At 62.1% G+C, this 24,537-nt stretch carries 22 protein-coding genes; 16 read left to right on the top strand and 6 right to left on the bottom strand.

Annotation, left to right across the window (positions count from 1 at the left end; genetic code table 11):
• Positions 1-14: 14 nt before the first annotated feature.
• Positions 15-1,376, top strand: a complete 1,362-nt coding sequence (locus DCO57_RS22540) for an FAD-dependent oxidoreductase (protein WP_116701156.1) — start codon at positions 15-17, stop codon at positions 1,374-1,376.
• A 107-nt stretch (positions 1,377-1,483) separates the two neighbouring features.
• Positions 1,484-2,101, top strand: coding sequence for a GntR family transcriptional regulator (locus DCO57_RS22545; protein WP_116701157.1), 618 nt, complete (start codon positions 1,484-1,486; stop codon positions 2,099-2,101).
• 76 nt (positions 2,102-2,177) lie between these two features.
• On the opposite strand, the gene DCO57_RS22550 is transcribed toward DCO57_RS22545, so the two are convergent.
• Positions 2,178-3,572, bottom strand: coding sequence for an L-serine ammonia-lyase (locus DCO57_RS22550; RefSeq protein WP_116701158.1), 1,395 nt, complete (start codon positions 3,570-3,572; stop codon positions 2,178-2,180).
• A 251-nt stretch (positions 3,573-3,823) separates the two neighbouring features.
• Between DCO57_RS22550 and kynU the strand changes: the two genes are divergently transcribed.
• Positions 3,824-5,044: a kynureninase gene (kynU, locus tag DCO57_RS22555; protein WP_116701159.1), complete on the top strand. Its 1,221-nt coding sequence runs from the start codon at positions 3,824-3,826 to the stop codon at positions 5,042-5,044.
• Here the strand turns inward: kynU and DCO57_RS22560 are convergent.
• Positions 5,037-7,139, bottom strand: coding sequence for an EAL domain-containing protein (locus DCO57_RS22560; protein ID WP_208978094.1), 2,103 nt, complete (start codon positions 7,137-7,139; stop codon positions 5,037-5,039). The genes kynU and DCO57_RS22560 overlap by 8 nt on opposite strands.
• A 590-nt stretch (positions 7,140-7,729) precedes the next feature.
• Here DCO57_RS22560 and DCO57_RS22565 point away from each other — a divergent pair.
• The 9 genes from DCO57_RS22565 (at position 7,730) to DCO57_RS22605 (ending at position 16,063) form a co-directional block, all read left to right on the top strand.
• A complete protein-coding gene (locus DCO57_RS22565) occupies positions 7,730-8,500 on the top strand; it encodes an ABC transporter ATP-binding protein (protein WP_116701160.1) in 771 nt (256 codons plus the stop codon).
• On the top strand, positions 8,497-9,204 hold the full coding sequence (locus DCO57_RS22570) for an ABC transporter ATP-binding protein (RefSeq protein WP_116701161.1): 708 nt from the start codon (positions 8,497-8,499) through the stop codon (positions 9,202-9,204). Before DCO57_RS22565 ends, DCO57_RS22570 begins: the two co-directional genes overlap by 4 nt.
• Positions 9,205-9,209: 5 nt before the next feature.
• Positions 9,210-10,082 carry a branched-chain amino acid ABC transporter permease gene (locus DCO57_RS22575; RefSeq protein ID WP_116701162.1) on the top strand — a complete coding sequence of 291 codons (873 nt, stop codon included), beginning with the start codon at positions 9,210-9,212 and terminating at the stop codon, positions 10,080-10,082.
• Positions 10,083-10,094: 12 nt separating this feature from the next.
• Positions 10,095-11,072: a branched-chain amino acid ABC transporter permease gene (locus tag DCO57_RS22580; RefSeq protein WP_116701163.1), complete on the top strand. Its 978-nt coding sequence runs from the start codon at positions 10,095-10,097 to the stop codon at positions 11,070-11,072.
• Between the two features lie 92 nt (positions 11,073-11,164).
• Positions 11,165-12,370 (top strand): ABC transporter substrate-binding protein, encoded by a 1,206-nt coding sequence (locus DCO57_RS22585; RefSeq protein WP_116701164.1) that lies wholly within the window; start codon positions 11,165-11,167, stop codon positions 12,368-12,370.
• 158 nt (positions 12,371-12,528) lie between these two features.
• Positions 12,529-13,707, top strand: a complete 1,179-nt coding sequence (locus DCO57_RS22590; protein WP_116701165.1) for an NAD(P)/FAD-dependent oxidoreductase — start codon at positions 12,529-12,531, stop codon at positions 13,705-13,707.
• 90 nt (positions 13,708-13,797) lie between these two features.
• Positions 13,798-14,856, top strand: coding sequence for a LacI family DNA-binding transcriptional regulator (locus DCO57_RS22595; RefSeq protein WP_116701166.1), 1,059 nt, complete (start codon positions 13,798-13,800; stop codon positions 14,854-14,856).
• A gap of 144 nt (positions 14,857-15,000) precedes the next feature.
• The gene (locus DCO57_RS22600; protein WP_116701167.1) at positions 15,001-15,465 is read left to right on the top strand and encodes an Rrf2 family transcriptional regulator; all 465 of its coding nucleotides are present in this window, start codon (positions 15,001-15,003) and stop codon (positions 15,463-15,465) included.
• A gap of 382 nt (positions 15,466-15,847) precedes the next feature.
• Complete coding sequence (locus DCO57_RS22605; protein ID WP_116701168.1) at positions 15,848-16,063, top strand: hemin uptake protein HemP; 216 nt, start codon at positions 15,848-15,850, stop codon at positions 16,061-16,063.
• A gap of 106 nt (positions 16,064-16,169) precedes the next feature.
• Here the strand turns inward: DCO57_RS22605 and betB are convergent, their stop codons facing one another.
• From betB to betI, 3 genes are read right to left on the bottom strand one after another with little or no spacing between them, the layout of a single operon-like run.
• Positions 16,170-17,633, bottom strand: coding sequence for a betaine-aldehyde dehydrogenase (betB, locus tag DCO57_RS22610; RefSeq protein WP_116701169.1), 1,464 nt, complete (start codon positions 17,631-17,633; stop codon positions 16,170-16,172).
• Positions 17,634-17,680: 47 nt separating this feature from the next.
• Positions 17,681-19,339 carry a choline dehydrogenase gene (betA, locus tag DCO57_RS22615; protein WP_116701170.1) on the bottom strand — a complete coding sequence of 553 codons (1,659 nt, stop codon included), beginning with the start codon at positions 19,337-19,339 and terminating at the stop codon, positions 17,681-17,683.
• Between the two features lie 16 nt (positions 19,340-19,355).
• Entirely contained in the window at positions 19,356-19,958 is a 603-nt protein-coding gene (gene betI, locus DCO57_RS22620) for a transcriptional regulator BetI (protein WP_116701171.1), read from the bottom strand.
• A gap of 195 nt (positions 19,959-20,153) precedes the next feature.
• On the opposite strand from betI, the gene DCO57_RS22625 reads away from it, so the two are divergent.
• The 3 genes from DCO57_RS22625 to choV all read left to right on the top strand — a co-directional run bounded on the left by DCO57_RS22625 (position 20,154) and on the right by choV (position 23,208).
• On the top strand, positions 20,154-21,098 hold the full coding sequence (locus tag DCO57_RS22625; protein WP_116701172.1) for a choline ABC transporter substrate-binding protein: 945 nt from the start codon (positions 20,154-20,156) through the stop codon (positions 21,096-21,098).
• A gap of 227 nt (positions 21,099-21,325) precedes the next feature.
• Entirely contained in the window at positions 21,326-22,165 is an 840-nt protein-coding gene (gene choW, locus DCO57_RS22630) for a choline ABC transporter permease subunit (protein WP_116701173.1), read from the top strand.
• The gene (choV, locus tag DCO57_RS22635; RefSeq protein ID WP_116701174.1) at positions 22,165-23,208 is read left to right on the top strand and encodes a choline ABC transporter ATP-binding protein; all 1,044 of its coding nucleotides are present in this window, start codon (positions 22,165-22,167) and stop codon (positions 23,206-23,208) included. Before choW ends, choV begins: the two co-directional genes overlap by 1 nt.
• 207 nt (positions 23,209-23,415) lie before the next feature.
• On the opposite strand, the gene DCO57_RS22640 is transcribed toward choV, so the two are convergent.
• Positions 23,416-23,628 (bottom strand): cold-shock protein, encoded by a 213-nt coding sequence (locus DCO57_RS22640; protein WP_116701175.1) that lies wholly within the window; start codon positions 23,626-23,628, stop codon positions 23,416-23,418.
• Positions 23,629-24,091: 463 nt separating this feature from the next.
• On the opposite strand from DCO57_RS22640, the gene DCO57_RS22645 reads away from it, so the two are divergent.
• Positions 24,092-24,451: a BA14K family protein gene (locus DCO57_RS22645; protein WP_116701176.1), complete on the top strand. Its 360-nt coding sequence runs from the start codon at positions 24,092-24,094 to the stop codon at positions 24,449-24,451.
• Positions 24,452-24,537: the final 86 nt, after the last annotated feature.

A 24,537-nucleotide genomic window follows, 5' to 3' on the forward strand; every position in this document is an offset into this window, starting at 1 on the left:
TTCCAAGAGGAAGCGTGAAGAAAATACTCGAGCCTGCCCGCGAAATCGATGTCATCCACGAAACCGACGTGCTTGTCGTCGGCTCCGGACCCGGGGGGCTGGCAGCGGCCCTGGGAGCGGCGCGCGCCGGTGTCGACGTGACCCTGGTCGAGCGGTTCGGCTGTTTCGGCGGCAATATCACCGCCGTCGGCGTCGAGGGATTCGCCTGGTACCGTCACGAGAAGACCATCGACACGGAAGGCGTCGGCCGCGAGTTCGAGGACCGCGCCCGCGCCGCGGGCGCCGCCACCCCCGAACCGCAGTCGGACAGTCATGCCATCGACGCGGAAGGCTTCAAGCTGGTCGCCGACAATCTGGTCGAGGAAGCCGGCATCCACCCCATGCTGCATCGCGCCTTCGCCGCGCCGATCATGGAAGGCGAGGCCGTTCGCGGCATCATCACCGAGAGCAAGGCTGGCCGCGAGGCGATCCTGGCACGCAAGGTGATCGATGCCACGGGCGATGCGGATGTGGCCTGTCGGGCCGGGGCCGCGACCCGGAAGACTCCGGTGGAGGAGATGCAGGCGGCCTCTGTCATGTTTTCCATGACCGGTGTCGACAAGCGCAAGTTCATCGAGGCGGTCAAGGCGGATCCGCAGACCTACAAGGACTGGGAAAGCGGCGAATGGTCGGTGGAGACCACCGGCAAGGAAGACACGATGTTCTCCCCCTTCCTGCGCAAGCCGTTCGAACAGGCCATGGCAGCGGGGATGATCCCGGCAGCCCTGCAGACGATTTCCGGCACCTGGGGCGCGGTCTATGACAGTGGCGACCTCACCTATCTCAACCTGGTGCATCTGCCCGAATGCGACGGCACCGATCCCGGGTCCATGACCCGAAACGAGATCGAGGGGCGGCGCCAGGCGATGCTGGCGGTGGAGGCGCTGAAGCGTTTTCAGCCCGGTTGCGACACGGCCAAGCTGCGCAATTTCGGCATGACCATCGGAATCCGGGACACCCGCAAGATCCTCGCCGCCTACGATATGACCGCAGAAGATGTCCGCGGCGAGGGCCGCTTCGAGGACAGCGTCGGCATCTTCCCGGAATTCATCGACGGCTATGGTATCCTGATCCTGCCGACAACGGGCCGCTACTTTCAGCTTCCCTACAGGACGATGCTGCCCAGGGGCGTGAAGAACCTGCTCGTCGCCGGCCGCGCCACCGGTGGTGACAGGGTCAGTCACGCCGCCACCCGCAACATGATGTGCTGCACCGTCACCGGCCAGGGGGCGGGTGTCGCCGCAGCGCTGTCGGTCAGGCATGGACTGGATCTGGAGGCGATGGATATTGCGCTGCTGCAGGCGGAGCTGAAGCGTCAGGGTGTGCGGCTGCATTAGCCGTAGGAGCCGGCCCGGGCTCGTCCCGGTCGGAGCGGTGCCTCCGTTGATCCGCTGTCCTGGCCTCCTCCCTTGCGCAAAGCCCGTCTTGCCGCTAACCAGACTTCATGAACGGATCTGAAATCTACCGGCGGCTGATCGGGCTTATCGAGGAACGGGTGCTCAAACCCGGTGACCGTCTGCGCGAGGCGGATCTGGCGGAAGAGTTCGGTGTGTCCAGAACACCGATCCGCGAGGGGCTGAAGCGGCTGGAAGCGCAGGGGCTTGCCGTTCACGAGCCCAATCGGGGCATGGTGATCCCGACACTAGATCACGGACAGATCAACGAAGTCTATTTCATGCGCGAAATACTGGAGGGAACGGCCGCCGGCCTTGCCGCCAAGCATGCCTCCAAGCCGGAAATCGAGATCCTGCAGGATCTGGTGACGGCCGACCGCCAGCGCATTGCCGACAAGGACAGCCTTGTACGCTCCAACAGGGAGTTCCACCGGCGCCTCTGCCTGGCCTCGCACAACCGCTATCTGGTCGACCAGATCGACCATCTGCGCCTGTCGCTGATCCTCATGGCCGGCACGACCCTGGACACGCCGGAACGGCGCGAGACGGCGGTGGAGGAACATGCGGCGATTGTCGACGCGATTGCCGGCGGCGACAGCGCAGCGGCCGAGACCGCTGCCCGCAGGCACATCGCCCATGCCCACAAGACCCGGCTGAAGCAGATCTGATCAGCCCGGCACCCTGAGAAATCCGATGTGATTGCGACCGCTGTGGCAAGCCGTTTCTAAGCGGGAGGGCCGTCCGTCAGCATTCGACGATATTGACCGCCAGCCCGCCTTTGGAGGTTTCCTTGTACTGCTCCATCATGTCCATGCCGGTCTGGCGCATGGTCTCGATGCAGCCGTCCAGCGGCACGAAATGGGAACCGTCGCCGCGCAGGGCCAGAGAGGCGGCGGTCACGGCTTTCACCGCGCCCAGGGCGTTGCGCTCGATGCAGGGCACCTGCACAAGGCCGCCGATCGGATCGCAGGTCATGCCGAGATGGTGTTCCAGGGCGATTTCGGCCGCATTCTCGATCTGTTCGTTGCTGCCACCGAGCGCCGCGCAAAGACCGGCCGCCGCCATGGCCGATGCCGAGCCGACCTCGCCCTGGCAGCCGACTTCCGCCCCCGAGATCGACGCATTCGCCTTGATGATGCCGCCGACGGCGGCGGCAGTCAGCAGGAAGGTGCGGATGCCGGCCTGATCGGCGCCCTTGCAATGGTCGAGGTAGTAGCGGGTCACCGCCGGAATGACCCCTGCCGCTCCGTTGGTCGGCGCGGTGACGACCCGGCCCCCGGCGGCGTTCTCCTCATTGACCGCCATGGCATAGACGCCGAGCCAGTCGACCACATTATGCTCGAAGCGCGGATTGCCGCGGCCCTCGTGAATGAGTTGCTGGTAGATGTCCGCCGCGCGGCGCTTGACCTTGAGACCGCCGGGCAATTGACCGGACTGGCTGATGCCGCGATTGATGCAGGCATCCATCGCCGACCAGAGCCTGTCGATGCCCGCTTCAACCTCTTCCGGGGACTGGGTGGCACATTCGTTCCGAAATTTCATTTCGGCGACGGAAAGCCCGGAGTCCTTGCCCATGGCCAGCATCTGGCTGGCGGACGCGAAGGGGAAGGGGACGTCCTGCCGGGCGAGCTCGGTAATCGGCTCATTGGTGGTTTTCGTGAGTTCCGCTTCGCTGACAACGAAGCCGCCGCCGATCGAATAATAGACGAAGCTGTCGATAGCGGTGCCGGACGCATCGAGAAGTTCAAAGGTCATGCCGTTTGCATGCAGCGGCAGGGACGGACCGTAGTCGAAAATCACGTCCCGATCCGGAACGAAAGCCAGTTCGGGCAGTCCGGGAATGCGCAGTCGTTTTTCCTCGCTCAGGGCGTCGAGCATGGGGTCGACCTGATCGGGGTCGAGACTGTCCGGTCTTGCTCCCAGAAGTCCCAGGCAGACGGCCTTGTCCGTTGCGTGGCCCTTGCCGGTGAAGGCGAGAGAGCCGTGCAGGGTGACGGTCAGGCGGGCGGCCTGTGCCTGCGCACCGGCAAGGCCCCGGATCCGGTCCAGATAGCGGTGCACCGCAACCATGGGCCCGACCGTATGGGAGCTGGAGGGGCCTATACCGATTTTGAATATGTCGAAGACACTGATGAACATTCGATCCGCACTGCCTGTTTCGTCCGGGCTGATCCTGTCAGCACGCGATACAGGGTAACAGATAGTCGTTGGCGCGCGGACGTTCAAACGGGCAGTTTTGTGTTATTTGCGACATTCGCCGAAATGTCCCTTCCGGATAGGTCCCGCAGGAAGGAAACAAACCCCTGCCGGAAGTGTTGTTTGCGAAATGACGTTTTGATAGCTTTCCGCTCCCTTCAGACGCCCGGCCCCAGGCCGCCAGGAGTAACTCGATGACTGCGCAGCATCCATCCGACACGCAGGACGTGTTGAAGTCCAGGAAAGATGCTTTCCGGATTCCCGAGGGAGTGATCTACCTGGATGGAAATTCCCTCGGGATGCTGCCCCGGCATGTGCCGGCACGTCTTGCCGAAGTGGTGACGCAGGAATGGGGGACAAGCCTCATACGGGCGTGGAACACCCATGACTGGATCGATTTGCCGACACGTACGGGGGACCGCATCGCGCGTCTGATCGGGGCGCCTGCCGGGACGGTCGTTGCCTGCGACAGCACGTCGGTCAATGTCTTCAAGGTCCTGTCGGCGGCGCTTGCCCTGCGCCCGCAGCGCAAGGTCATCCTGTCGGACACAGGAAATTTCCCCACCGATCTTTATGTCGCTTCCGGCCTGAAGGAGCTGCTTGCCAAGGGGCATGAACTGAAGGTGGTCGCGCCGGAAGATGTCCGGGCGGCGATCACGGAAGATGTGGCCGTGCTCATGCTGACCCAGGTCGACTACCGCACCGGTCGCCTCCACGACATGGCGGACCTGACACGGGTGGCTCATGCGGCGGGGGCGCTCGCCATATGGGATCTGGCGCATTCCGCCGGAGCCCTTCCTGTCGATCTTGCGGGGACGAAGGCGGATTTTGCCGTCGGATGCGGCTACAAGTATCTCAATGGCGGCCCCGGTGCGCCGGCGTTTCTGTATGTCGCGCCGGAACATCTGGACAAGGTCACCTCGCCGCTCACCGGCTGGATGGGCCACGAAGCACCTTTCGCCTTCGATCTCGATTACCGTCCGGTTTCCGGTGTGGGCCGGATGACGGTCGGGACACCTGCGGTGCTGTCACTGTCCGGCCTTCATGCCGCGCTCGACGTCTTCGAGGATGTCGACATGGCCGATATCCGCAGGAAGTCCATTTCCCTCAGCGAACTGTTCATCGCCGAGGTGGAAGCCCGCTGTCCGCAGCTCGAACTGGTGAGCCCGCGCGATCCGCAGGCCCGCGGCAGCCAGGTTTCCTTCCGCTTTGAGGAAGGCTATACGGTGATGCAGGCGCTGATCGCCAGGGGTGTAATCGGAGATTTTCGCGCCCCGGACGTGATGCGGTTCGGCTTCGCCCCGCTCTACCTGTCGCACGGGGAAATCGTCGATGCGGCGGCGATCCTTGCGGATATCCTGGCAACGGGCAGCTGGGACCGCCCGGAGTTCAGGACCCGGGCCAATGTCACATAGCCGCGATCCGCATTTGTGTGTCGAGCATCGACAGGAAACGTTCTTCCGGAACGGGCTTTGAATACAGATAGCCCTGGAACCGGTGACAGCCGTTTTCCGATAGCCACGCCCGCTGTTCGACCGTCTCCACGCCTTCGGCGATGACTTCTGCCCCCAGTGCATTGGCAAGGGACAGGATCAGTTTCACGATCGCCCCGCCGGCGGCGATGTCGTCCATGAAGACCCGGTCGATCTTGATGCCGTCGATGGGATAGTGGTGAAGATAGGCGAGGTTGGAATAGCCGGCGCCGAAATCGTCGATGACGATCCGATATCCGGCCTTTTTCAGCAGAAGCAAGGTATCGAGGGCGTTGGGGACATCTCCCAGGAGAACGCTTTCTGTCAGTTCCAGCGAGATTCTTTCCGGATTGCAGCCGGTCTCCCGGGGCAATGCCTGCATGTGAGTCAGGAAATGCGGGTCGGAGAGCTGACTCGGGGAAACGTTGAGTGAAATCGGCACATCGTAATTCATCTGCGCGAGCCGTGCCTGCATCTGGGCCACATGGCGGCTGACCCACAGGCCGATCTGGTTGATGAGACCGGTTTCCTCGGCCACGGGGATGAAATCGTTGGGATGGATGAGGCCTTTTTCGGGATGGTGCCAGCGTATCAGGGCTTCGGCTCCGATGACCCTGTCGTTCCGGGTGCAGGCGAACGGCTGGTAATTCAGCATGAACTCGTTGACCTGTATCGCGCGCTCAAGATCCTTCTTGATAGCCAGATGCTCGTCCCGCAACCGCTTCATCTGCTGCCGGAAGCGCACACATTTGTTCGTCGGGTCGGTCTTGGCCTGGTAGAGCGCGAGATCGGCATGACGCATGAGGTGGTCGATACTGATGCCGTCTTGCGGAAAATGGGTATAGCCGATGCTGATCCCGACACGTTTCGGCTTGCCGTCGATCATCTGGGGCGTCGAGAAGGCCTGCAGAAGCCCCCGGCCGAACCAGTCGGAGGTCTCGAGGCCGGGTTTTTCAAGGTGGCAGATGAGAAATTCGTCACCGCCCAGCCGGGCGACGATGTCCTCCGGCTCCGCAAGCTGTTTCAGTTTTTCAGCGACCAGTTGCAGCAGGCCGTCACCCGCCGCATGGCCAAGGGTATCGTTGACCATCTTGAAGTCATCGAGATCCACGAGATAAAGCGTTGCTGTCTGGCCGCGCTCCGTTGCCGTCTGCAGGACCTGCGTGAGTCTTTCCTGCAGGTAGGTCCGGTTGGACAGGCCGGTCAGCGTGTCGTGGCTTGCAAGATACTGTGCCCGTTCCTTGGTTTCATGCAGCTCGGTGACGTCGATCTCACTGACGAGATAGGCCGGCTGGCCGGTCACGGCATCCTGACAGGGGCGCACGGTCAGTTCGTGCCAGCGCGGTCCGGCAGTCGTCCGGATCCTGGCGACGACACCCGTCGCGCAATCCTGTCCGCCGAGGTCCAGGAACTTGCGGGCATCCTGCCGATCGACGAAATGGTCATGAAACGAGGTGTCGGGTGCAGGGCAGACCGCGCGTGCGGCGGTGTTCCTGTAAAGAGCAGTACCGTCCTTGGAATACAGGGAGATCATCACGGTTGTATGAAGCAGGGCTTCCGCGCTTCGGAGGGTCTCCGGTTGCTGTTCGTGATGTTCCCGGGCTTCGCAGAGCATGGCCGTGCGGCCGTCGGCCAGTCCGATGCCGCTCAGTTTCATCTGCAGGACTTTCGGCTTCCCCTTCGGATAGATGGTCCAGATTTCCGAAAAGCTTGAATTGTGCTTGCAGAAGTCCTGATGATACTGGCGCAGACGTTCCTCCACGGATGGAGACATGTCCGCGGCCAGATCCCTGCTGCAGAGTTCTTCGAGGCTGGCGGCATCGGTAATTTCAAGGGTCTTCCGGTTGGCCCAGAGGTACTGCTTGTTTTCGATATCGAAGATCCAGAGGGCGGTATCCAGTCGGTCATAAATCGACGCTATGAGCTCGGGTGTGATCTTGCCGCCGGCGAATGGGAAAGACTGCGCTTCGCGGTTTCCTTCCGGCTCGCGGTACGCATTCCCGGAAAGATCTGGAAAGTCCGGCAGTTTCTCCTCCAATACTGATGTGCCGTCGGGACGATGTCCGGTCGGTCTTCTACCCGCTTCCGGGTGCTCTACCTCACTGAGTCGTAATATTCGTAAAATCTACGTTCATTTTCAATTGTGAAAACATAAGACGTGTAAAAATAAAGTCCGAATTGGCTGCGGTGGTTAAAATCAAATCATGTTTATTGTAAAAAATAGCAATAAAAATCATAGTTGTTTTGGGAAGGTTATCTGGAATTTCCTGATGAGAAGGTGAGTGAAGCGGATAATTACCCAGCGGAATGTGCCCGAAGAAAGGCAATGCCGGGCGTATCGGTCCTGGAGCATCTGACCGGCGGTCTTCCTGGAAACAGCGGCAACGCTTCCGGTGGACAGGATCGCGCGTTCCCGGGAATTGCGAATTCTGGAAAATCTTGCTCTTTCTGCTGTTGAACCCGGTGATTTTGAGTTGATTGCTCCGTCAATGAAGTTAGAAGGTCTTGAAGCTGTGCCGGTGGGGCTCATTCCGGGTCCTCTCCGCCTGGCCTGAAAACAGGCACGCTGCCGCAGCAAGGTAAGAAGCAAGAAGAATGACCGCTTCCGGGGGGCGGCGAGGAGACTGAATGCTTGAGCTTGATCAGCTCGTTATGGATTTCGGGCAGTTCAGGGCGGTGAACGGCTGTTCCTTTCGTGTCGACAAAGGCAGCATCACCGGTCTGATCGGACCCAACGGGGCCGGCAAGACCACACTGTTCAACCTGATCGCGGGGGCGTTTCACCCGACCGGCGGCAGGATCCGGTTTCTGGGCGAGGACGTCACCGGACTGGCAAGTCACCAGCTGTTTCACAAGGGTCTGGTGCGCACCTTTCAGATCCCGCACGAATTTCACAAGCTCACGACGCTGGAAAACCTGATGATGGTGCCGCCGTCCCAGCCCGGCGAGAGCCTGTTTTCCAACTGGTTCGCCTGGGGGCGGGTCAGCGCGGCCGAACGCGATGTGGAGCGGCAGGCCTATGAAACCCTCGAGTTTCTCGAACTGACCCATGTCGCCCACGATCCTGCGGGCAACCTGTCCGGCGGCCAGAAGAAGCTTCTGGAACTCGGCCGCACCATGATGACCGACGCCAAGCTGGTGCTGCTGGACGAACCGGCCGCAGGAGTCAACAGGACGCTGCTGCGCAAGCTGGAAACCAAGATCGCGATCCTGAACAAGGAGCGCGGATATACCTTCATCCTCATCGAGCATGACATGGAGATGATCGAAAAGCTCTGTGCGCCGGTCATCTGCATGGCCGAAGGACGGGTGCTGATCCAGGGAGACTTCGAGACCGTGCGCTCCGATCCGCAGGTGCTGGAAGCCTACCTGGGAGAAACCACGGGAGCGGCGGCATGACGGCGCTTCTGTCGATGGAAGACCTCACCGGTGGTTACGGCGACGCGGACATCCTGATGGATGTTTCCCTGCATGTGGACGCGGACGAGATCGTTGCCATCGTCGGTCCGAACGGTGCCGGCAAGTCCACGGCGATGAAATCGGTCTTCGGCCTGTTGTCGATCCGCAGCGGCAAGATGCTGTTCGACGGCGACGACATCACCCGATGGGCCCCGAACCGGATCGTCCAGCGGGGCATCTGCTACGTGCCGCAGGTCGACAACATCTTCCGGGAAATGTCGATCCACGAGAACCTGGAGATGGGCGGATTTCTGAGGAAAGGCGACCTGTCTGCGGCCTATGACCGGGTCTACACGCTGTTTCCGGACCTGAAGGAGCGCCGCCGCACGCCGGCCGGCAGTCTTTCCGGCGGGCAGCGCCAGATGGTTGCCATGGGCCGTGCCCTGATGCTGGACCCCAAGCTCCTGCTGCTGGATGAACCGACTGCCGGGCTTTCGCCCAAATACATGGAGCAGATTTTCCAGATCTGCCGCGATGTCCGCGACACCGGCGTTGCGATCCTGCTGGTAGAACAGCATGCCAAGCAGGCGCTTGCCTTCGCCGACCGGGGCTATGTTCTGGCTGCCGGCCGCAATCGGCATGAAGGTTCGGGTGCGGATCTGCTGGCCGACCGTGAAGTCGCCGAAATGTTCCTGGGGGGCTGAACGGTATGGAACTCTTCGAACTTCTGAATTTCTACGTCATTCCCGGCATCGTGCTCGGGTCCATCTATGCGCTCGGCGCGGTGGGCATCACCCTGATCTTCGCGATCCTGCGCTATGCCCATCTGGCCCATGGCGACCTGGCCACCTTCGGCGCCTTTGTCGCGCTGGCCTGTGTCACCGGAATGGGCATTCCGCCGCTGGCGGCCCTGCCCATCGCCATTCTGGTAACCGCCGCCATCGCGGTCGGCATCGACAAGGTCTTCTACGAGCATTTGCGCGACCGTCCGAAGATCGTCACCGTGATGGCATCCCTCGGCATCGCGCTGATGCTGCGCTCGGTCGTTCAGGTCGTCTGGGGCGTCGACACGCAGACCTATTCGCGCGGCATTGTCCGTCCGGAGGACTATTTCGGCCTGCGCATCCGTGACCGGGAACTCTATACGGTCGCCGCGCTGATCTTTCTGGTCGGCGGCCTGCAGCTGTTCCTGACAAGGTCTAAATGGGGCAAGGCGATGCGCGCCATGTCCGACAACCCGAATCTGGCGCTGCTGTCGGGCATCGACAACAGGAAGGTCGTGATGCTGACCTGGGTGATCGCGGGCGGACTGTGCGCCGCTTCCGGCTTTTTCCTGGGCTACAACACGGAAATCAAGTCCATGATGGGCTGGCACATGCTGCTGCCGATGTTCGCCGCCGCCATTCTCGGCGGTGTCGGCCGGGTGGAAGGTGCCGTCCTGGGCGGGTTGATCGTCGGTATTGCCGAGGAGCTGTCGGTTCTGGTGATCCCGAGCGAATACAAGGCCGCCATGGCATTTGCCATTTTGCTGTTCATGCTGCTTGTGCGCCCGACCGGGCTGCTCAAGGGCAAGGTATTGTAAGGGGGCGCGGACATGGAATTCCTGGGTCTTGTAAACTACGCCCTCTTCACGGCGATCTTCATCGCCATCTACGCGCTGCTCGCCCTCGGTCTGAATATCCAGTGGGGTTTCGCGGGTCTCTTCAATGCGGGCATCGCCGGGTTCTTCGCGGTCGGCGCCTATACCTCCGCGATCCTGACCACACCGGTCGATGACGGCCGGCTCGGCGGATTCGATCTGCCGTTCGTGTTCGGCTGGATCGGCGCGATGCTGGCCGCGGCTCTGGTCGCCTGGCCGATCGGCAAGATCTGTCTGCGCTTCCGCTCCGACTATCTGGCGATCGCCTCCATCGGCGTTGCGGAGATCATCCGTCTGGTGATCAAGTCCGAAGAGGTGCTGACCAACGGCGCCCGCGGCATCAACGCCATTCCGCGTCCGGCGGGAGACATCGGCTACACGGAATCGCAGATCGCCTATCTCGTCATCGTTCTGGCGGTCCTGATCGCCGCCTATGTCCTGGTGGAGCGCCAGTTCAACGCGCCCTGGGGCCGGATGATGCGCGCCATTCGCGACAATGAGGATGCGGCCAAGGCGATAGGCAAGGATGTCGAGTTCCGTCGCCTGGAAGCCTTCATCTTCGGCTCGGCGCTCATGGGCCTGGGCGGCGCGCTCTTTGCCCACTTCAACCGCTCCATCACGCCGGAGGCCATCGACCCGATGGTGGCGACCTTCCTGGTCTGGATCATGCTGATCCTGGGCGGATCCGGCAACAACCGCGGCGCGATACTCGGCGCGGCGGTCGTCTGGATCATCTGGTCCGTTTCAGAGATTGCAACGGATCGCCTTCCGCATGAATATGCGATCCAGGCAAAATACATCCGCCTGTTCCTGATCGGCCTCATGCTGCAGCTTGTTCTGCGGTTCAGGCCGGAAGGCTTGCTTCCGGAGCCCCTGAGAGGCGATCTGCGAGGAAGCCGGCGGACGACGAAATCGGGTACGGACCCGGATTAGGCCCGTTCCACAGGTCCCGAAATTGATCTATCAATGAGGGACGCGGAAATCCGAAGAGCCGGCAAAGACCGGATAATTGAGGAGGTATTCCTATGAAAACCAAGTTTCTTGCGCTTGCAGCCGGTCTGATGACCGCAACCGCCCTGGCGTCCGTTCCCGCACAGGCCGATGTCAAGATCGGTCTTCTGGGCGGCATTTCCGGTCCGATCGCCGCCATGGCGCCGGCCATGATCGACGCGGCCCAGCTCGCCGTTCAGCAGGTGAATGAACAGGGCGGTATCGGTGACAACGAGAAGCTCGTCGGTGTTGTCGGCGACAGCGCCTGCAATCCGCAGAACGGTACCGACGCCGCCACCAAGGCCGTGAACATCGAAGGTGTTGCGGGAATGGTCGGCCCGCATTGCTCCGGCGCCGTTCTGGCCGCTGCAGGCTCCGTGACCATCCCGGCCGGCATCGTCATGATCACGCCGTCCGGCACCTCGCCGGAAATCACCACTCTGGACGACAAGGGCACCGTGTTCCGCACCGTGCCTTCCGACGACTATCAGGGCCGCGCCCTGGCCCGGACGCTGAAGGAACAGGGCTACGGCAAGGTCGCCGTCGCCTATCTCAACAATGACTACGGCACCGGCCTCGCAAATGCTTTCAAGGCTGAATATGTCGACGAGCTGGGCGGTGAAATCACCCAGTTCGCCGCGCATGAGGAAGGCAAGGCGTCCTATCGCTCGAACCTGGCCGAACTCGCCAAGGGCGGCGCCGATACCCTGGTCATCTTCGACTATGGCGACGGCACGGGTCTCACCATCCTGCGCCAGGCTCTGGAAAACGGCTTCTTCGACAAATTCGTCGGCGGCGACGGCATGAAGTCCGACGCGGTCATCAACGAACTCGGCGCCGAGAACCTGGTCACCTTCGTGGCTTCCTCCCCGGTGGGCGAGAAGTCCGAGTCGCTCGACATGTTCAATGAAGCCTTCAAGGGCGTCGGCGGCGATCCGGATGCGATCTTCGCGACCACATCCTATGACGCCGCTTTCCTGATGGCGCTGGCTCTTGAAAAGGCCGGCGGCAAGAAGGACGGCGTCGCGGCCGCCATGGTGGAAGTCTCCAACGGCGACGGCGAAACCATCCGTCCGGGTGAGTGGAAGAAGGCCAAGGAACTGATCGCAGCCGGCACGGCCATCGACTACAAGGGCGCCGCTGGCGACCACAACTTCGACGAAAACGGCGACGTCCCGGGCACCTACGCCCTGTGGGAGGTGGGCTCTGACGGCTACGAAGTCATCACGGAAATGAAGTAAGGGCCTTCTGAGGAAGAATCTGCTTGTGAAACCGGCGGCTCCAAAGAGCCGCCGGTTTTTCTTTGGGCACGCGCTGGCTATTGTCGTCGCGCAAAGGCGAAACGGTCAGGACATCACGTCCCTTACCCGAGGCTCCCAACCCGTGTATAAGCCCCGTCATGCGTGATCTGGATGTTCTTGTTCTCGGCGGCGGCGCGGCCGGGTTGATGTGTGCCATAGAGGCGGCGAAGCGCGGTCGGAAGGTGCTGGTCATCGACCACGCCGCCAGGCCGGCGGAGAAGATCCGCATCTCCGGCGGCGGGCGCTGCAATTTCACCAATCTGAACTGTTCGCCGGCGAATTTCCTGTCGCAGAACCCGCGCTTCTGCGTGTCGGCGCTGAAGCGGTACACCCAGCACGACTTTCTGGCGCTGGTGGAAAAGCATCGCATCGCCTGGCACGAAAAGACCCTCGGTCAGCTCTTTTGCGACGACAGCGCCCGGGACATCATCCGCATGCTGCTGAGCGAGCTGGAAGCGGCCGGCGGTGCCCTTCAGCTGGAAACGGACATCAAGGCCGTCGAAAAACCGGACGAGCGGTTTTCCGTGTCGACATCCAAAGGCGCGCTCCGGGCTGCCTCGCTGGTGGTGGCGACCGGCGGTCCGTCGATTCCGAAGATGGGTGCCACCGGTTTCGGCTACGACCTTGCCCGGCAGTTCGGCCTGAACGTGATCCCGCCGCGTGCCGCCCTCGTGCCTCTGACCTTCTCGGATGCCAACAGGGATCTTTGCAGCCGGCTGGCTGGCGTTTCCGTCGATGCGGTTGTCTCTTTCCGGAAAACGCGGTTTCGCGAAGGGTTGCTCTTTACCCATCGCGGCCTGTCCGGCCCGTCGATCCTGCAGATTTCCTCCTATTGGGAGGAAGGTCAGCCGGTCTCGGTGAATCTGTTGCCGCAGACGGATGTCTTCGCAACACTGCGCGCCGCCCGCCAGCAGAACCCGAAGCAGGATCTGAAGACCGCTCTGGGAACCCTGTTGCCGAACCGGCTCGTGGACGAACTTGCAAACGCCTTTCAGCTCAAGGGCCGTCTGGCGGATCAGTCCGACAAGGTGCTGCGCCGGGCGGCAGAGCAGGTGAACAACTGGCAATTGACACCCGTCGGCACGGAAGGCTACCGCACGGCGGAAGTCACGCTCGGCGGTGTCGACACGAAGGAACTGTCCTCGAAGACCATGGAGAGCTCACAGGTCCCCGGGCTCTATTTCATCGGTGAGAGTGTCGATGTTACCGGGCATCTCGGCGGCTTCAATTTCCAGTGGGCCTGGTCATCCGGCCATGCGGCCGGGCAGGTTGTCTGATGCTATGCAGGTGCGGTGATATGGCGCCGCAGCATTTTTTGATGATCGCACCTCATTCGTGAGTATACTCCGGCAAAACCGGGGGACTGAATGCGGCGAGTGACAATCCATGACGTGGCCGAGGCGGCCGGGGTGAGCCTTGCGACGGTCGACCGGGTGCTGAACGGGCGTCCGGGCGTGCGCAAGAACACGATACAAAAGGTCAAGCAGGCAGCCGAGGCGCTGAACTACAAGCCGGATGTCTTCGCCGCGGGCCTGGCCAAGAAACGCCTCTACCGGTTCCATTTCCTTCTGCCCAACGGTCCGAATGCCTTCATGGAGGACTTGACCCGCGAGGCGCTGTCCCATGCGCAGACCATGAGCGGCGAACGCATGCATGTTCATGTGGAACCGATCGACGCATTCGACGGCCACCGGGTGGCCGGAACGCTGGCGCTGATCGAGCGGGCGGTCTGCGACGGGGTGGCCGTGGTTGCCCCTGCCTTTCCCGAGGTGCGTGCTGCTATCGACCGCCTGCAGGATCGTGGCGTACCGGTGGTGACGCTGGTGTCCGATCATCCTTCCTCCACCCGCCAGCATTTCGTCGGCATCGACAACATGGCGGCCGGGCGCACGGCGGGCCGGCTGCTGGGGCGGTTCCTGCCGAAGGAGCCGGTGAAGATCGCGCTGATTGCCGGCTCTCTCGGACTGCGAGACCATGCCGAACGGTTCGCCGGCTGCAGGGAAGTGATCGAGGCGGACTTCCCCCATCTGCAACTGCTCAAGGTCCGCGAAGGCCGTGACGACAACGCCCGCAACGCCGATCTGGTGCGCGGATTCGTGAAGGATCATCCGGATCTGGCAGGCCTCTACAACATCGGCGCGGGCAACCGGGGCGCGATTTCGGCTCTCCAGGATACGGGCCGGTCGCAGGAGATCGTCTTCGTCGGCCACGAACTGACCCCCTATACGCGCGATGCCCTGCGGGCCGGTGTGCTGGATGCGGTGATTGCCCAGGATCCGGGACATGAGATTCGCAGCGCCATCCGCGTGCTCAGGGCTCTGTGCGACGGGGTCCCGATCATCGGTGGTCAGGAACGCATCGGCATCGACATCTTTCTGAAGGACAATCTGCCGCAGGACATGGAAACGCCCGCCGGGGGGCAATAGGGGCGGTACGGAACGGCTCGCGGCGGTGAAACGAGGTCGTTTCTGTCTTCCGGGAGGGGCTAAATCGGCAGCGTTTTTTAAAGTGGTCTCTTACATTCAATTTTTAGCATTGACCTTTCGAGCCGGGCACCTCATATCTAATGCATGCGTTTGACACAACAGACAAACTATGCCGTACGCGCACTCATGTATTGCGCGGTGAACCCGGACAAGCCCAGCAAGGTCGCGGATATCGCGTCCAGCTTCGACATGTCCGAGACACATCTGTTCAAGATCATGAAGGTTCTGGTCGATGCCAATCTGATCAGGACCATTCGTGGTCGCAACGGTGGGGTCATGCTCGCCCGGCCGGCAGAACAGATCACCGTTGGTGAAGTGGTGCGTGCCGCGGAAGAAAGCTTCCTGCTGGCGGAGTGTTTCGACTCCGGCCGCAAGGACTGCCCGCTGATCGTTTCCTGCGGCTTCAACGGTTTGCTTCACGAAGCTCTCGAAGCCTTCATGGAAGTGCTCGACACCAAGTCGATCGCCGATCTGTCCGAGGACAGGTTCGGCATGCGTGATCTGCTCAAGATCGATGCGCCCAAACCACCACTGGCCGCAAACGCCTAGGATTTTCCACGAAAATTCCTGACGACATTTCAAGGCGCCACCATCCGGTTGGCGCTTTTTTTTGTGTCTGGTGTCTGGCTGGGGGAAGATAGGGAACGCCTGGCTGGCTGGCCGCTGAGGGAGAGGAGAGGGCGGTTGGCTTGCCTGGCATTTGCTGCCCCTGATTGCTCAGAGGCCCTGTCTCATCCGGAACCAAAGGACGCGATTTCCGGTTCCGTTTCGATCAGGCATTGCCTTGATAGGAAAACTTGAGTATGAGTGTCAAGTATAAAGTTGAGCTTTCAACTCACCTTTAAATTTTTCTGCCGACAGCTCATCGAAAGTGCCCCGCAGATCGGGCCGGACCGGTGAGACGATTGAAAGCCAAGGAGCGATTGCGCGCATGACACCGACCGCCAACAGCCAGAAGCGCCGCCTTTCCCTCAGCACCTCCGGGGTCGCCCGGAGTGTCCTTGCCGGCACGCCAGCCGGACGCGACAAGACGGATTTCGATTCGCGCGAATTGTTCGCCGGAGGCCGACAGATTCACATTCATCACAATGAGGAAACCTATCGTCTGTCGATCACCAAACAGGGCAAGCTGATTCTGACCAAGTGATCACGGCCGGCCCTGTCGCTGCCCCGGCGCCAGGGCTGGTCGCGGACGAGGCCGGCCCGGATCAGGTCCGGACGGCATACGGCGCGCACCACGAGCGGTTGACGCCTTAAAACGCGGCTTCCACGTCGCCCATCTCCACATAGACGCTTTTCAGCTGGCTGTAGTAGGCGATGGCGGCATGGCCGTTTTCGCGGCCGATGCCGGATTTCTTGTAGCCGCCGAAGGGCATTTCGATCGGGGTCAGATTGTAGGTGTTGATCCAGCAGGTGCCTGCCTGAAGCTGGCCGATCACCCGGTGCGCGCGCTGGATGTCCCTGGTGAAGACGCCGGCCGCCAGCCCGAATTCCGTGTCGTTGGCCCGGGCGATCACCTCGTCCTCGCCGGTGAAGTCCAAGACGCTCAGCACCGGACCGAAGATTTCCTCCCGGGCGATGCGCATGTCGTCCCTGACATCCGCGAAAACCGTCGGCTGCACGAAATACCCGTCCGGGAAGCTCGCCACGGTCGCCGCGCCACCGCCGCAGACGAGCCGCGCGCCTTCCTCCTGGCCCACCTGCATGTAATGCAGAACCTTCTCCAGCTGCTGCCTGGAAACCAGCGGGCCGATATTCGTGGCCTCGTCCAGCGGGTCGCCGAGCACGGCCCCCTGTGTGCGTTCCGCAAGGCGGGCAACGAACCGGTCCTTGATGTCCGCATGGACGAAGACCCTTGTGCCGTTGGAGCAGATCTGGCCGGTGGAATAGAAATTGGCGTTGATCGCCGCCGACACAGCGTTCTCGATATCCGCGTCCTCGAAGATGATCAGTGGCGACTTGCCGCCCAGCTCCAGCGTCGTCTTCTTCAGGTGTTCCCCCGCAAGGGCCGCCACCTTCGCCCCGGTCGGCACGGAGCCGGTCAGGGAAATCTTGGCGATATCGGGATGCGCGACCATCCGGGCCCCCACATCGCCAAACCCCTGAATGACGTTGAAGACCCCCTCCGGCAGGCCGGCCTCGCTCAGGGCTTCGGCCAGTTTCAGCGCGCTCAGCGGCGTGACTTCGGAGGGTTTGAAGATCATCGCATTGCCGCAGACCAGCGCGGGCGCTGCCTTCCAGCAGGCGATCTGGATCGGATAGTTCCAGGCGCCGATGCCGAAGCAGATGCCGAGCGGCTCGCGCCGGGTAAAGGCGAAGGAATCGCCGAGATCGATATGTTCGCCCGTCAGCGTCGCCGCGAGGCCGCCGTAGTATTCCAGGCAATCGGCGCCGGAGGTGGCGTCGGCGATCAGCGTTTCCTGCAGGGGCTTGCCGGTGTCGAGCGTTTCCAGAACCGACAGCTCATGGTTCTTCTCGCGCAGGATTTCGGCCGCCCGGCGCAGGACGCGCCCGCGCTCGGCCGGTGGCGTCGCCGCCCAGATCTTCTGGCCGTCCTTCGCGCTGCGGATGGCCGCCTCTATCACCCCGTCATCGGCGGTCTGGATCCGGGCGATCACCTCCCCGGTGGCCGGGTAGAGCGAGTCGAACGGCGTGCCGTCCTGGCTTTCCAGGTAGGTGCCGCCAATATAGTGGGAAGCTTGCGGTTGGGCGCGCATGGGAGGCTCCTGCTTGTCTGTCTGAACCGGGTGACCCGGTGAACGGTTTAACGCTGGCTGGTTTCCCAGTCCGGATGGATCCAGGGTTCCTGATTGGACGCGGGCAGCGGGTCCTTGCCGAGGATATGATCGGAGGCCTTTTCCCCCACCATAATCGACGGTGCGTTCAGATTGCCATTGGTGATTTGCGGAAAGATCGAACTGTCGGCAACGCGCAGGCCCTCGACGCCGATCACCCTGCACTGCGGGTCAACAACGGCCGTCGGATCCTCCGGTGCGCCCATCTTGCAGGTGCCGCAGGGATGATAGGCGCTTTCGACATGTTCGCGGATGAAGTCGTTCAGTGCTTCGTCGCTCTGCACATGGTCTCCCGGCTGGATTTCCGTGCCGCGATAGGGAGCGAAGGCCTCCTGGCCGAAAATTTCCCGCGTCAGGCGGATGCAGCGGCGGAAATCCTCCCAGTCCTCTTCGTGTTCCATGTAGTTGAACAGGATGGAGGGCTTGTCGTGCGGGTCGCCGGACGTCAGCCGGATCCGCCCGCGCGACTTTGACCGCATCGGACCCACATGGGCCTGGAAGCCGTGGCCTTCCGAGGCGGCCTTGCCGTCGTAACGCACGGCGAAGGGAAGGAAATGATACTGGATGTCCGGGTATCTGACGCCGGCCCGGGAGCGGATGAAGGCGCAGCTTTCGAACTGGTTCGATGCTCCGAGGCCCTGTTTGAAGAGCAGCCACTGTGCCCCGATCAGCGCCTTGGAGACCAGGTTCCAGTGCTTGTAGAGCGTGATCGGCTGGGTGCAGGCCTGCTGCAGGTATAGCTCCAGATGATCCTGAAGATTGGCGCCGACACCGGGCCGGTCGGCGACGATGTCGATCCCCATCTCCTGCAGGTGGTCCGCCGGACCGATGCCGGACTGCATGAGGATCTTCGGGGAGTTGATGGAAGAGGCCGCCAGGATCACCTCGCGGGCGGCCCTGGCCTCGCGGATGGCTCCGCCGGTTTCGAACGTCACCCCCACCGCGCGACCGTCCTCGATCAGAACCTTGTGCACCAGGGCGCCCTTGATCAGCTCCAGATTGTCCCGTTTGAGCGCGGGCTTCAGATAGGCATTGGCGGCGGACCAGCGGCGGCCCTTGTAGACCGTCATTTCCATGTCGCCGAAGCCTTCCTGACGTTCGCCGTTGTAATCGGCGGTCACGCCGTAGCCGGCCTGTTCCCCTGCATCCCTGAAGGCATGGAACAGCGGGTTCCACTTGGTGCCGCGCGTCACGTGCAGCGGGCCGTCCGTGCCGCGCCAGCCGCTCTGGCCGCCGTGACTGGATTCCAGGCGCTTGTAGTAGGGCAGCACGTGCCGGTAGGCCCAGCCGCTCGCACCCATCTCCTCCCAGGTGTCGAAATCGCAGGCATGGCCGCGCACATAGACCATTCCGTTGATCGAGGACGAGCCGCCGATGACCTTGCCGCGTGGCGTCGCCAGACGCCGTCCGCCGAGATGCGGTTCCGGGTCGGTTTCGAAGCCCCAGTCATACAGCGGCATGTTCATCGGATAGGACAGGGCTGCCGGCATCTGGATCAGCGGTCCGGCATCCGTTCCGCCGAATTCCAGAACCAGCACCCTGTTGCGAGGGTCTTCCGAAAGCCGGGAAGCCATGGCGCAGCCGGCGGATCCGGCGCCGACGATGATGAAGTCGAACTCTAGGGTCATGTGGGCTCCGGTCGGCTCAAAGGTCCGCGTCGCTGCGGCTGTGTGCGGCAATCTGGGTTTCGACATAGTCCTCGACCAGGGCGATGGCGGCTTCCCGGTCGGTCTGGGCATCGCTGAGGGCCTGGCGGATCCAGACCCCGTCAATCATGGACGCCGTGCCTTCGGCGACGCGGCGGGCCTCCTGCTGCGACATGAAGGCACGCAGATTGACCGTCAGGTTGGAGGCAAGCCGGGCGGCGTAGACCCTCAGCAGCCGGCTGTTGCTTTCCGTGGTGCGGGACTGGACGTAAAAGGCCAGCCAGGCGGCGATGACGGCGGGCTGGAACTGGTCGACGGAGAAATTGCCCTCGATGATCGCCGAAATCCGCTCGCGCGGCGTTCCGGCCCTGGCGAGGCTGTCGCGGATGGCCCGGCCGAGTTCGGTCAGGAGATGGCGCATGGTTGCGGCCAGCAACTGGTCCTTGGAGCCGAAATAATGATGCACGAGACCGCCGGACACCCCGGCGCGTTTGGCGATCTGGGCCATGGTCACATCGCTGTAACCACGCTCGTGAATGGCATCGACTGTCGCGTCAATAAGGCTGCGCCGCCGTTTTGCTTCAATTCCGACCTTGGGCATAGCGATCTCCGGATGTATCGGTGTCTTATTTTTAATTGATCAGTCAATCAATGAAAACTTGCAAATTTTTCCGGTGGATGTTTGGATTGCCCTCACACAGGCTACCGGTCGAGGACGGGTAGCGCGGATTCCACGTGCGCCGGCCCCGGAACTGCGACATATAGACAAGATCGATTTTCCAAAGGAGGTATTTCAATGAAAATGGCAGCGAAACTCGCTGGAGGACTTGCTCTCGGGCTGGTGCTTTCCGGAACAGCCTTCGCCAACGACCCTGACAGCTGCAAGACCGTCCGTTTCTCGGATGTCGGCTGGACCGATATCACCGCCACCACGGCAGCGACATCCGTCGTTCTTGAAGCGCTCGGCTATGAGCCGGAGGTCAAGATCCTCTCCGTTCCGGTGACCTATGCTTCCATGAAGAACAAGGACATCGATATCTTCCTCGGCAACTGGATGCCGACCATGGAAGGTGACATCAAGGCCTATCGCGAAGACGGCTCCGTCGAAACGGTCCGAGCCAATCTGGAAGGCGCGAAATACACGCTCGCCGTTCCGAAATACACCTACGACAAGGGCCTGAAGAGCTTTGAGGACATTGCCAAGTTCAAGGACGACCTGGACGGCAAGATCTACGGCATCGAGCCGGGCAATGACGGCAACCGCCTGATCATCGGCATGATCGACCAGAACCTTTTCGGCCTTGAGGGCTTCGAGGTGGTCGAATCCTCCGAGCAGGGCATGCTCTCCCAGGTCGCGCGTGCCGAAAAACGCAACAAGGACATTGTCTTCCTCGGCTGGGAACCGCATCCGATGAACGCCTCCTTCGAGATGGCCTATCTTGAAGGGGGAGATGACATCTTCGGCCCGAATTACGGCGGAGCGACGGTCTACACCAACGTGCGTGCCGGCTACGTCAAGGAATGCCCGAACGTCGGCAAACTGCTGGAGAACCTGGAGTTCTCGCTGCCCATGGAAAACGAGATCATGAGCGCGATCCTGAACGACAGCGAAGACCCGAACAAGGCTGCGGCCGCATGGCTGAAAGAACACCCGGCGACCTTCGAAAACTGGCTCGTCGGCGTCAAGACCTTCGATGGCGGCGACAGTTTCGCAGCCGTGAAGGGCGCGCTCGGCCTCTAGAACGGCAGACGGCCTCCAGCCGGATCCGGCTGGAGGCCGAAGAACGGATCGAATTTCTCCGGGAAAGCATCTTGACCGGGTTCCGCTGAATACGGATGCTTCGAAACGGGAATTTTGACGGGGCGTCGGCCGCCTGCATCCCGCGTTCAGGCGAACGTGGATTCCATGCATGATATCTCTGGCCGCGTCCCGCAATCCTCAACGAAAAAGACAAGGGGGGCGGCGGGTTGAACTGGCTGACGGATTACAAGTTGCCGATCGGACCCTGGGCGCGGTCTCTGGTCGATTGGCTTACGGACAACGCCTATTGGGTGTTCGACGGCATTTCACTGTTTCTGGAGACACTGATCGACGGCATCCTGTGGCTGCTTCAGACGCCGCACCCGCTGGTCATCGTCGCCATCGCCGTTGTGCTTGGCTATGCGGTGCATCGGACACTTGCCTTTGCCGTCTTCGTGGCGATCTCGCTCCTGCTGATCATCAACCAGGGCTACTGGGAAGAAACCACGGAAACCCTGGCGCTGGTCGTTGCCGCCTCCGTCGTCTGCATGGCGGTCGGCGTGCCCGTCGGGGTGCTCGGCGCCCATAACCCGCGCTTTTATGCCGCCCTGCGCCCGGTTCTGGACCTGATGCAGACCATCCCGACGTTCGTCTATCTCATCCCGGCGCTGATCCTCTTCGGCCTCGGCATGGTGCCGGGACTGATCGCCACGGTTATCTTCGCCATTCCCGCGCCCATCCGCCTGACCCAGCTCGGCGTCGCCTCGACACCGACGGCGCTGCTCGAGGCGGGCGAGGCCTTCGGCGCGACCCGCTCGCAGCTCCTGTGGAAAATCGAACTCCCCTATGCCCTGCCGCAGATCATGGCGGGTCTGACCCAGACCATCATGCTGTCGCTCTCCATGGTGGTGATTGCGGCACTTGTCGGTGCGGACGGACTGGGCGTGCCGACACTGCGCGCGCTCAACACGGTGAACATCGCGCAAGGGTTCGAGGTCGGTGTCTGCATCGTCCTGATCGCCATTGTGCTCGACCGGTTTTTCCGCGCGAAAGAGGGGGGCAAGTGATGAGCACATCCGAGGGAACTTCCGTTGTCACCTTCAATGATGTCGATATCGTCTTCGGGGATAATCCCGCCTCGGCGCTGCCGATGATCGATGCCGGCAGGACCCGCCAGGAGATCCAGGCCGAGACCGGTCAGATTCTCGGGGTGGCCGGTGCGACATTCGATATCCGCGAAGGGGAGGTCATCGTGCTGATGGGCCTGTCCGGCTCCGGCAAGTCGACGCTGCTGCGCGCGGTCAACGGCCTCAATCCGGTTATCCGCGGTGAAGTCCATGTCTTCGACGGCACGGACTATGTGAACCCGGCAAGCTGTTCACCCAATGCCTTGCGAGACCTGCGCCGGCGCCACATCGCCATGGTGTTCCAGCAATTCGGTCTGCTGCCCTGGCGCACGGTCAGCGAGAATGTCGGCTTCGGTCTCGAACTCGCCGGCATGCCGGTGAAGCAGCGCGCTGCCAAGGTCAGCGAGCAGCTGAAGCTGGTCGGCCTGACGGACTGGGGCGACAAATATGTGCATGAGCTGTCCGGCGGCATGCAGCAGCGGGTCGGCCTTGCGCGCGCCTTTGCCACGGACGCACCGATCCTGCTTATGGACGAGCCGTTTTCCGCGCTCGATCCGCTGATCCGGGACAAGCTGCAGGACGAGCTTCTCGATCTTCAGAAGGAACTCAACCGGACGATCATCTTCGTCAGCCACGATCTGGATGAAGCGGCCAAGATCGGCTCGCGCATCGCCATCATGGAAGGCGGCCGGGTGATCCAGCTCGGAACGCCGCAGGAAATCGTCAAGAAACCGGCCAACGACTATGTGGCCGATTTCGTGGGGCACATGAACCCGCTGAATGTCCTCAGGGCCCGTGACATCATGGTGCCGCCGGGGAGCCTGCCGGGCTCGCTGGCAAGCGGTCTGACCTGTGACGCGGGCACCCCGATCCGCGATGTCGCCCGACTGAAGAAATCCAGCCCGGAGCCGGTGGTCGTTCGCAAGAACGGGGCGATTGTCGGGGTCATCGGCGAGAACGAGCTGCTGGACTGCATGCTTTAGCCTGCCGCGCTGAATGGAATTCGGAACAACACCGGAAGGCATTTGCAACATGAATGCTGCCACGGCGGTTGCCCGAATCCGCCGGAACACACCCCTTCATTTATGAGTTCACACTCCAGGCAAAAAAAACGGGACCGATCGGTCCCGTTGTCGTCAGGTGCACGCGCGGCGGGTCTGATCGTCCGCCGCGGTGAAGACCTTCGAAACTCAGATCAGTTCGAGCTGTGCTGCCTGCTTGCCGCGGCCGCGACGGTCGTCTTCCGCGACGAAAGAAACCTTGGCGCCTTCAACGGGTGTTCCGATCCCGGCCTGCTCAAAAGCGGTCACGTGGACGAAAACGTCCTTGCCACCGTCTTCCGGTGTGATGAAGCCGAAGCCGCGGTCGTGGTTGAAGAATTTAATGGTGCCGTTCTCGCGCATGGAGAAACCTTTCCGTCAGTTGAAAGCGCCCCGCTCGTGTCCGGCAAGGCGCGGATAAAACGAGCAGTCAATAAGAAACGGAAAGCTTGTTAATTCAGAGCGGCGCTTAATGGAGCAGCCGCCGAAGTTCAGTCTCACCGGGTCTACGTCATGTCCCGTACAGCGCAACTCGCGCCGATGCCCGATACTCTATGTCCGCTTGCGTCGTCCGGCAAGAGAAAGATGCAAGCGCAGTCGAGCCGGGGAACGGCCGGCGGGCAAAGCGCTTTGAATACAAGCTGTTAAGGTTCGGAGGCTTTCGGTCTGCATCGCCGGTTTCCCTGGTTTTGCGGGAGGAAAACCGCGAAAAGACGCAAAGTGACAGCTTGTGACCCCAGTCACAGAGCGCCCCGCGGGGAGGGGCTAGTGTGCCTTCATGAACTGAGGCGGAGATCAAGGCCTCACAACAGGAAGGGACACCGTCATGTTCAGGAAAATCGCAATCACCACCACCGCCCTGGCGCTTGTTGCCGGAGCCACCCTGACCACCCAGAGCACGCCAGCGGAAGCCGCCAAGGGCTGGCAGGTCGGGGTCGGCATCGCCGGCGGCCTCGCCGCGGGCGCCATCATCGGATCCGCGCTGGCACAGCCGCGTTACCACGCACCGCCGCCGGCCCGCTATCCGCGCCCGGTCTACCGTCCGGCACCGGCGCCCGTCGTCGTCTATCGTCCGGCGCCCTGGTCCCCGGCCTGGTACGACTATTGCAGCAGCAAGTATCGCTCATTCAATCCCAATACCGGCTACTTTCTGGCCTATTCCGGTCAGCACAAGTTCTGCCGCTAAGGGCAGGTCAAGCCGGTTCGGCCGCGCGCCGGGTACAATCGGCCCCCGAAAGGGGCCCCGGCCACTCCCTGCAAGGCGCATTCCTC

This window comes from Labrenzia sp. 011, from assembly GCF_003075075.1.
Classification (GTDB): Bacteria; Pseudomonadota; Alphaproteobacteria; order Rhizobiales; family Stappiaceae; genus Roseibium.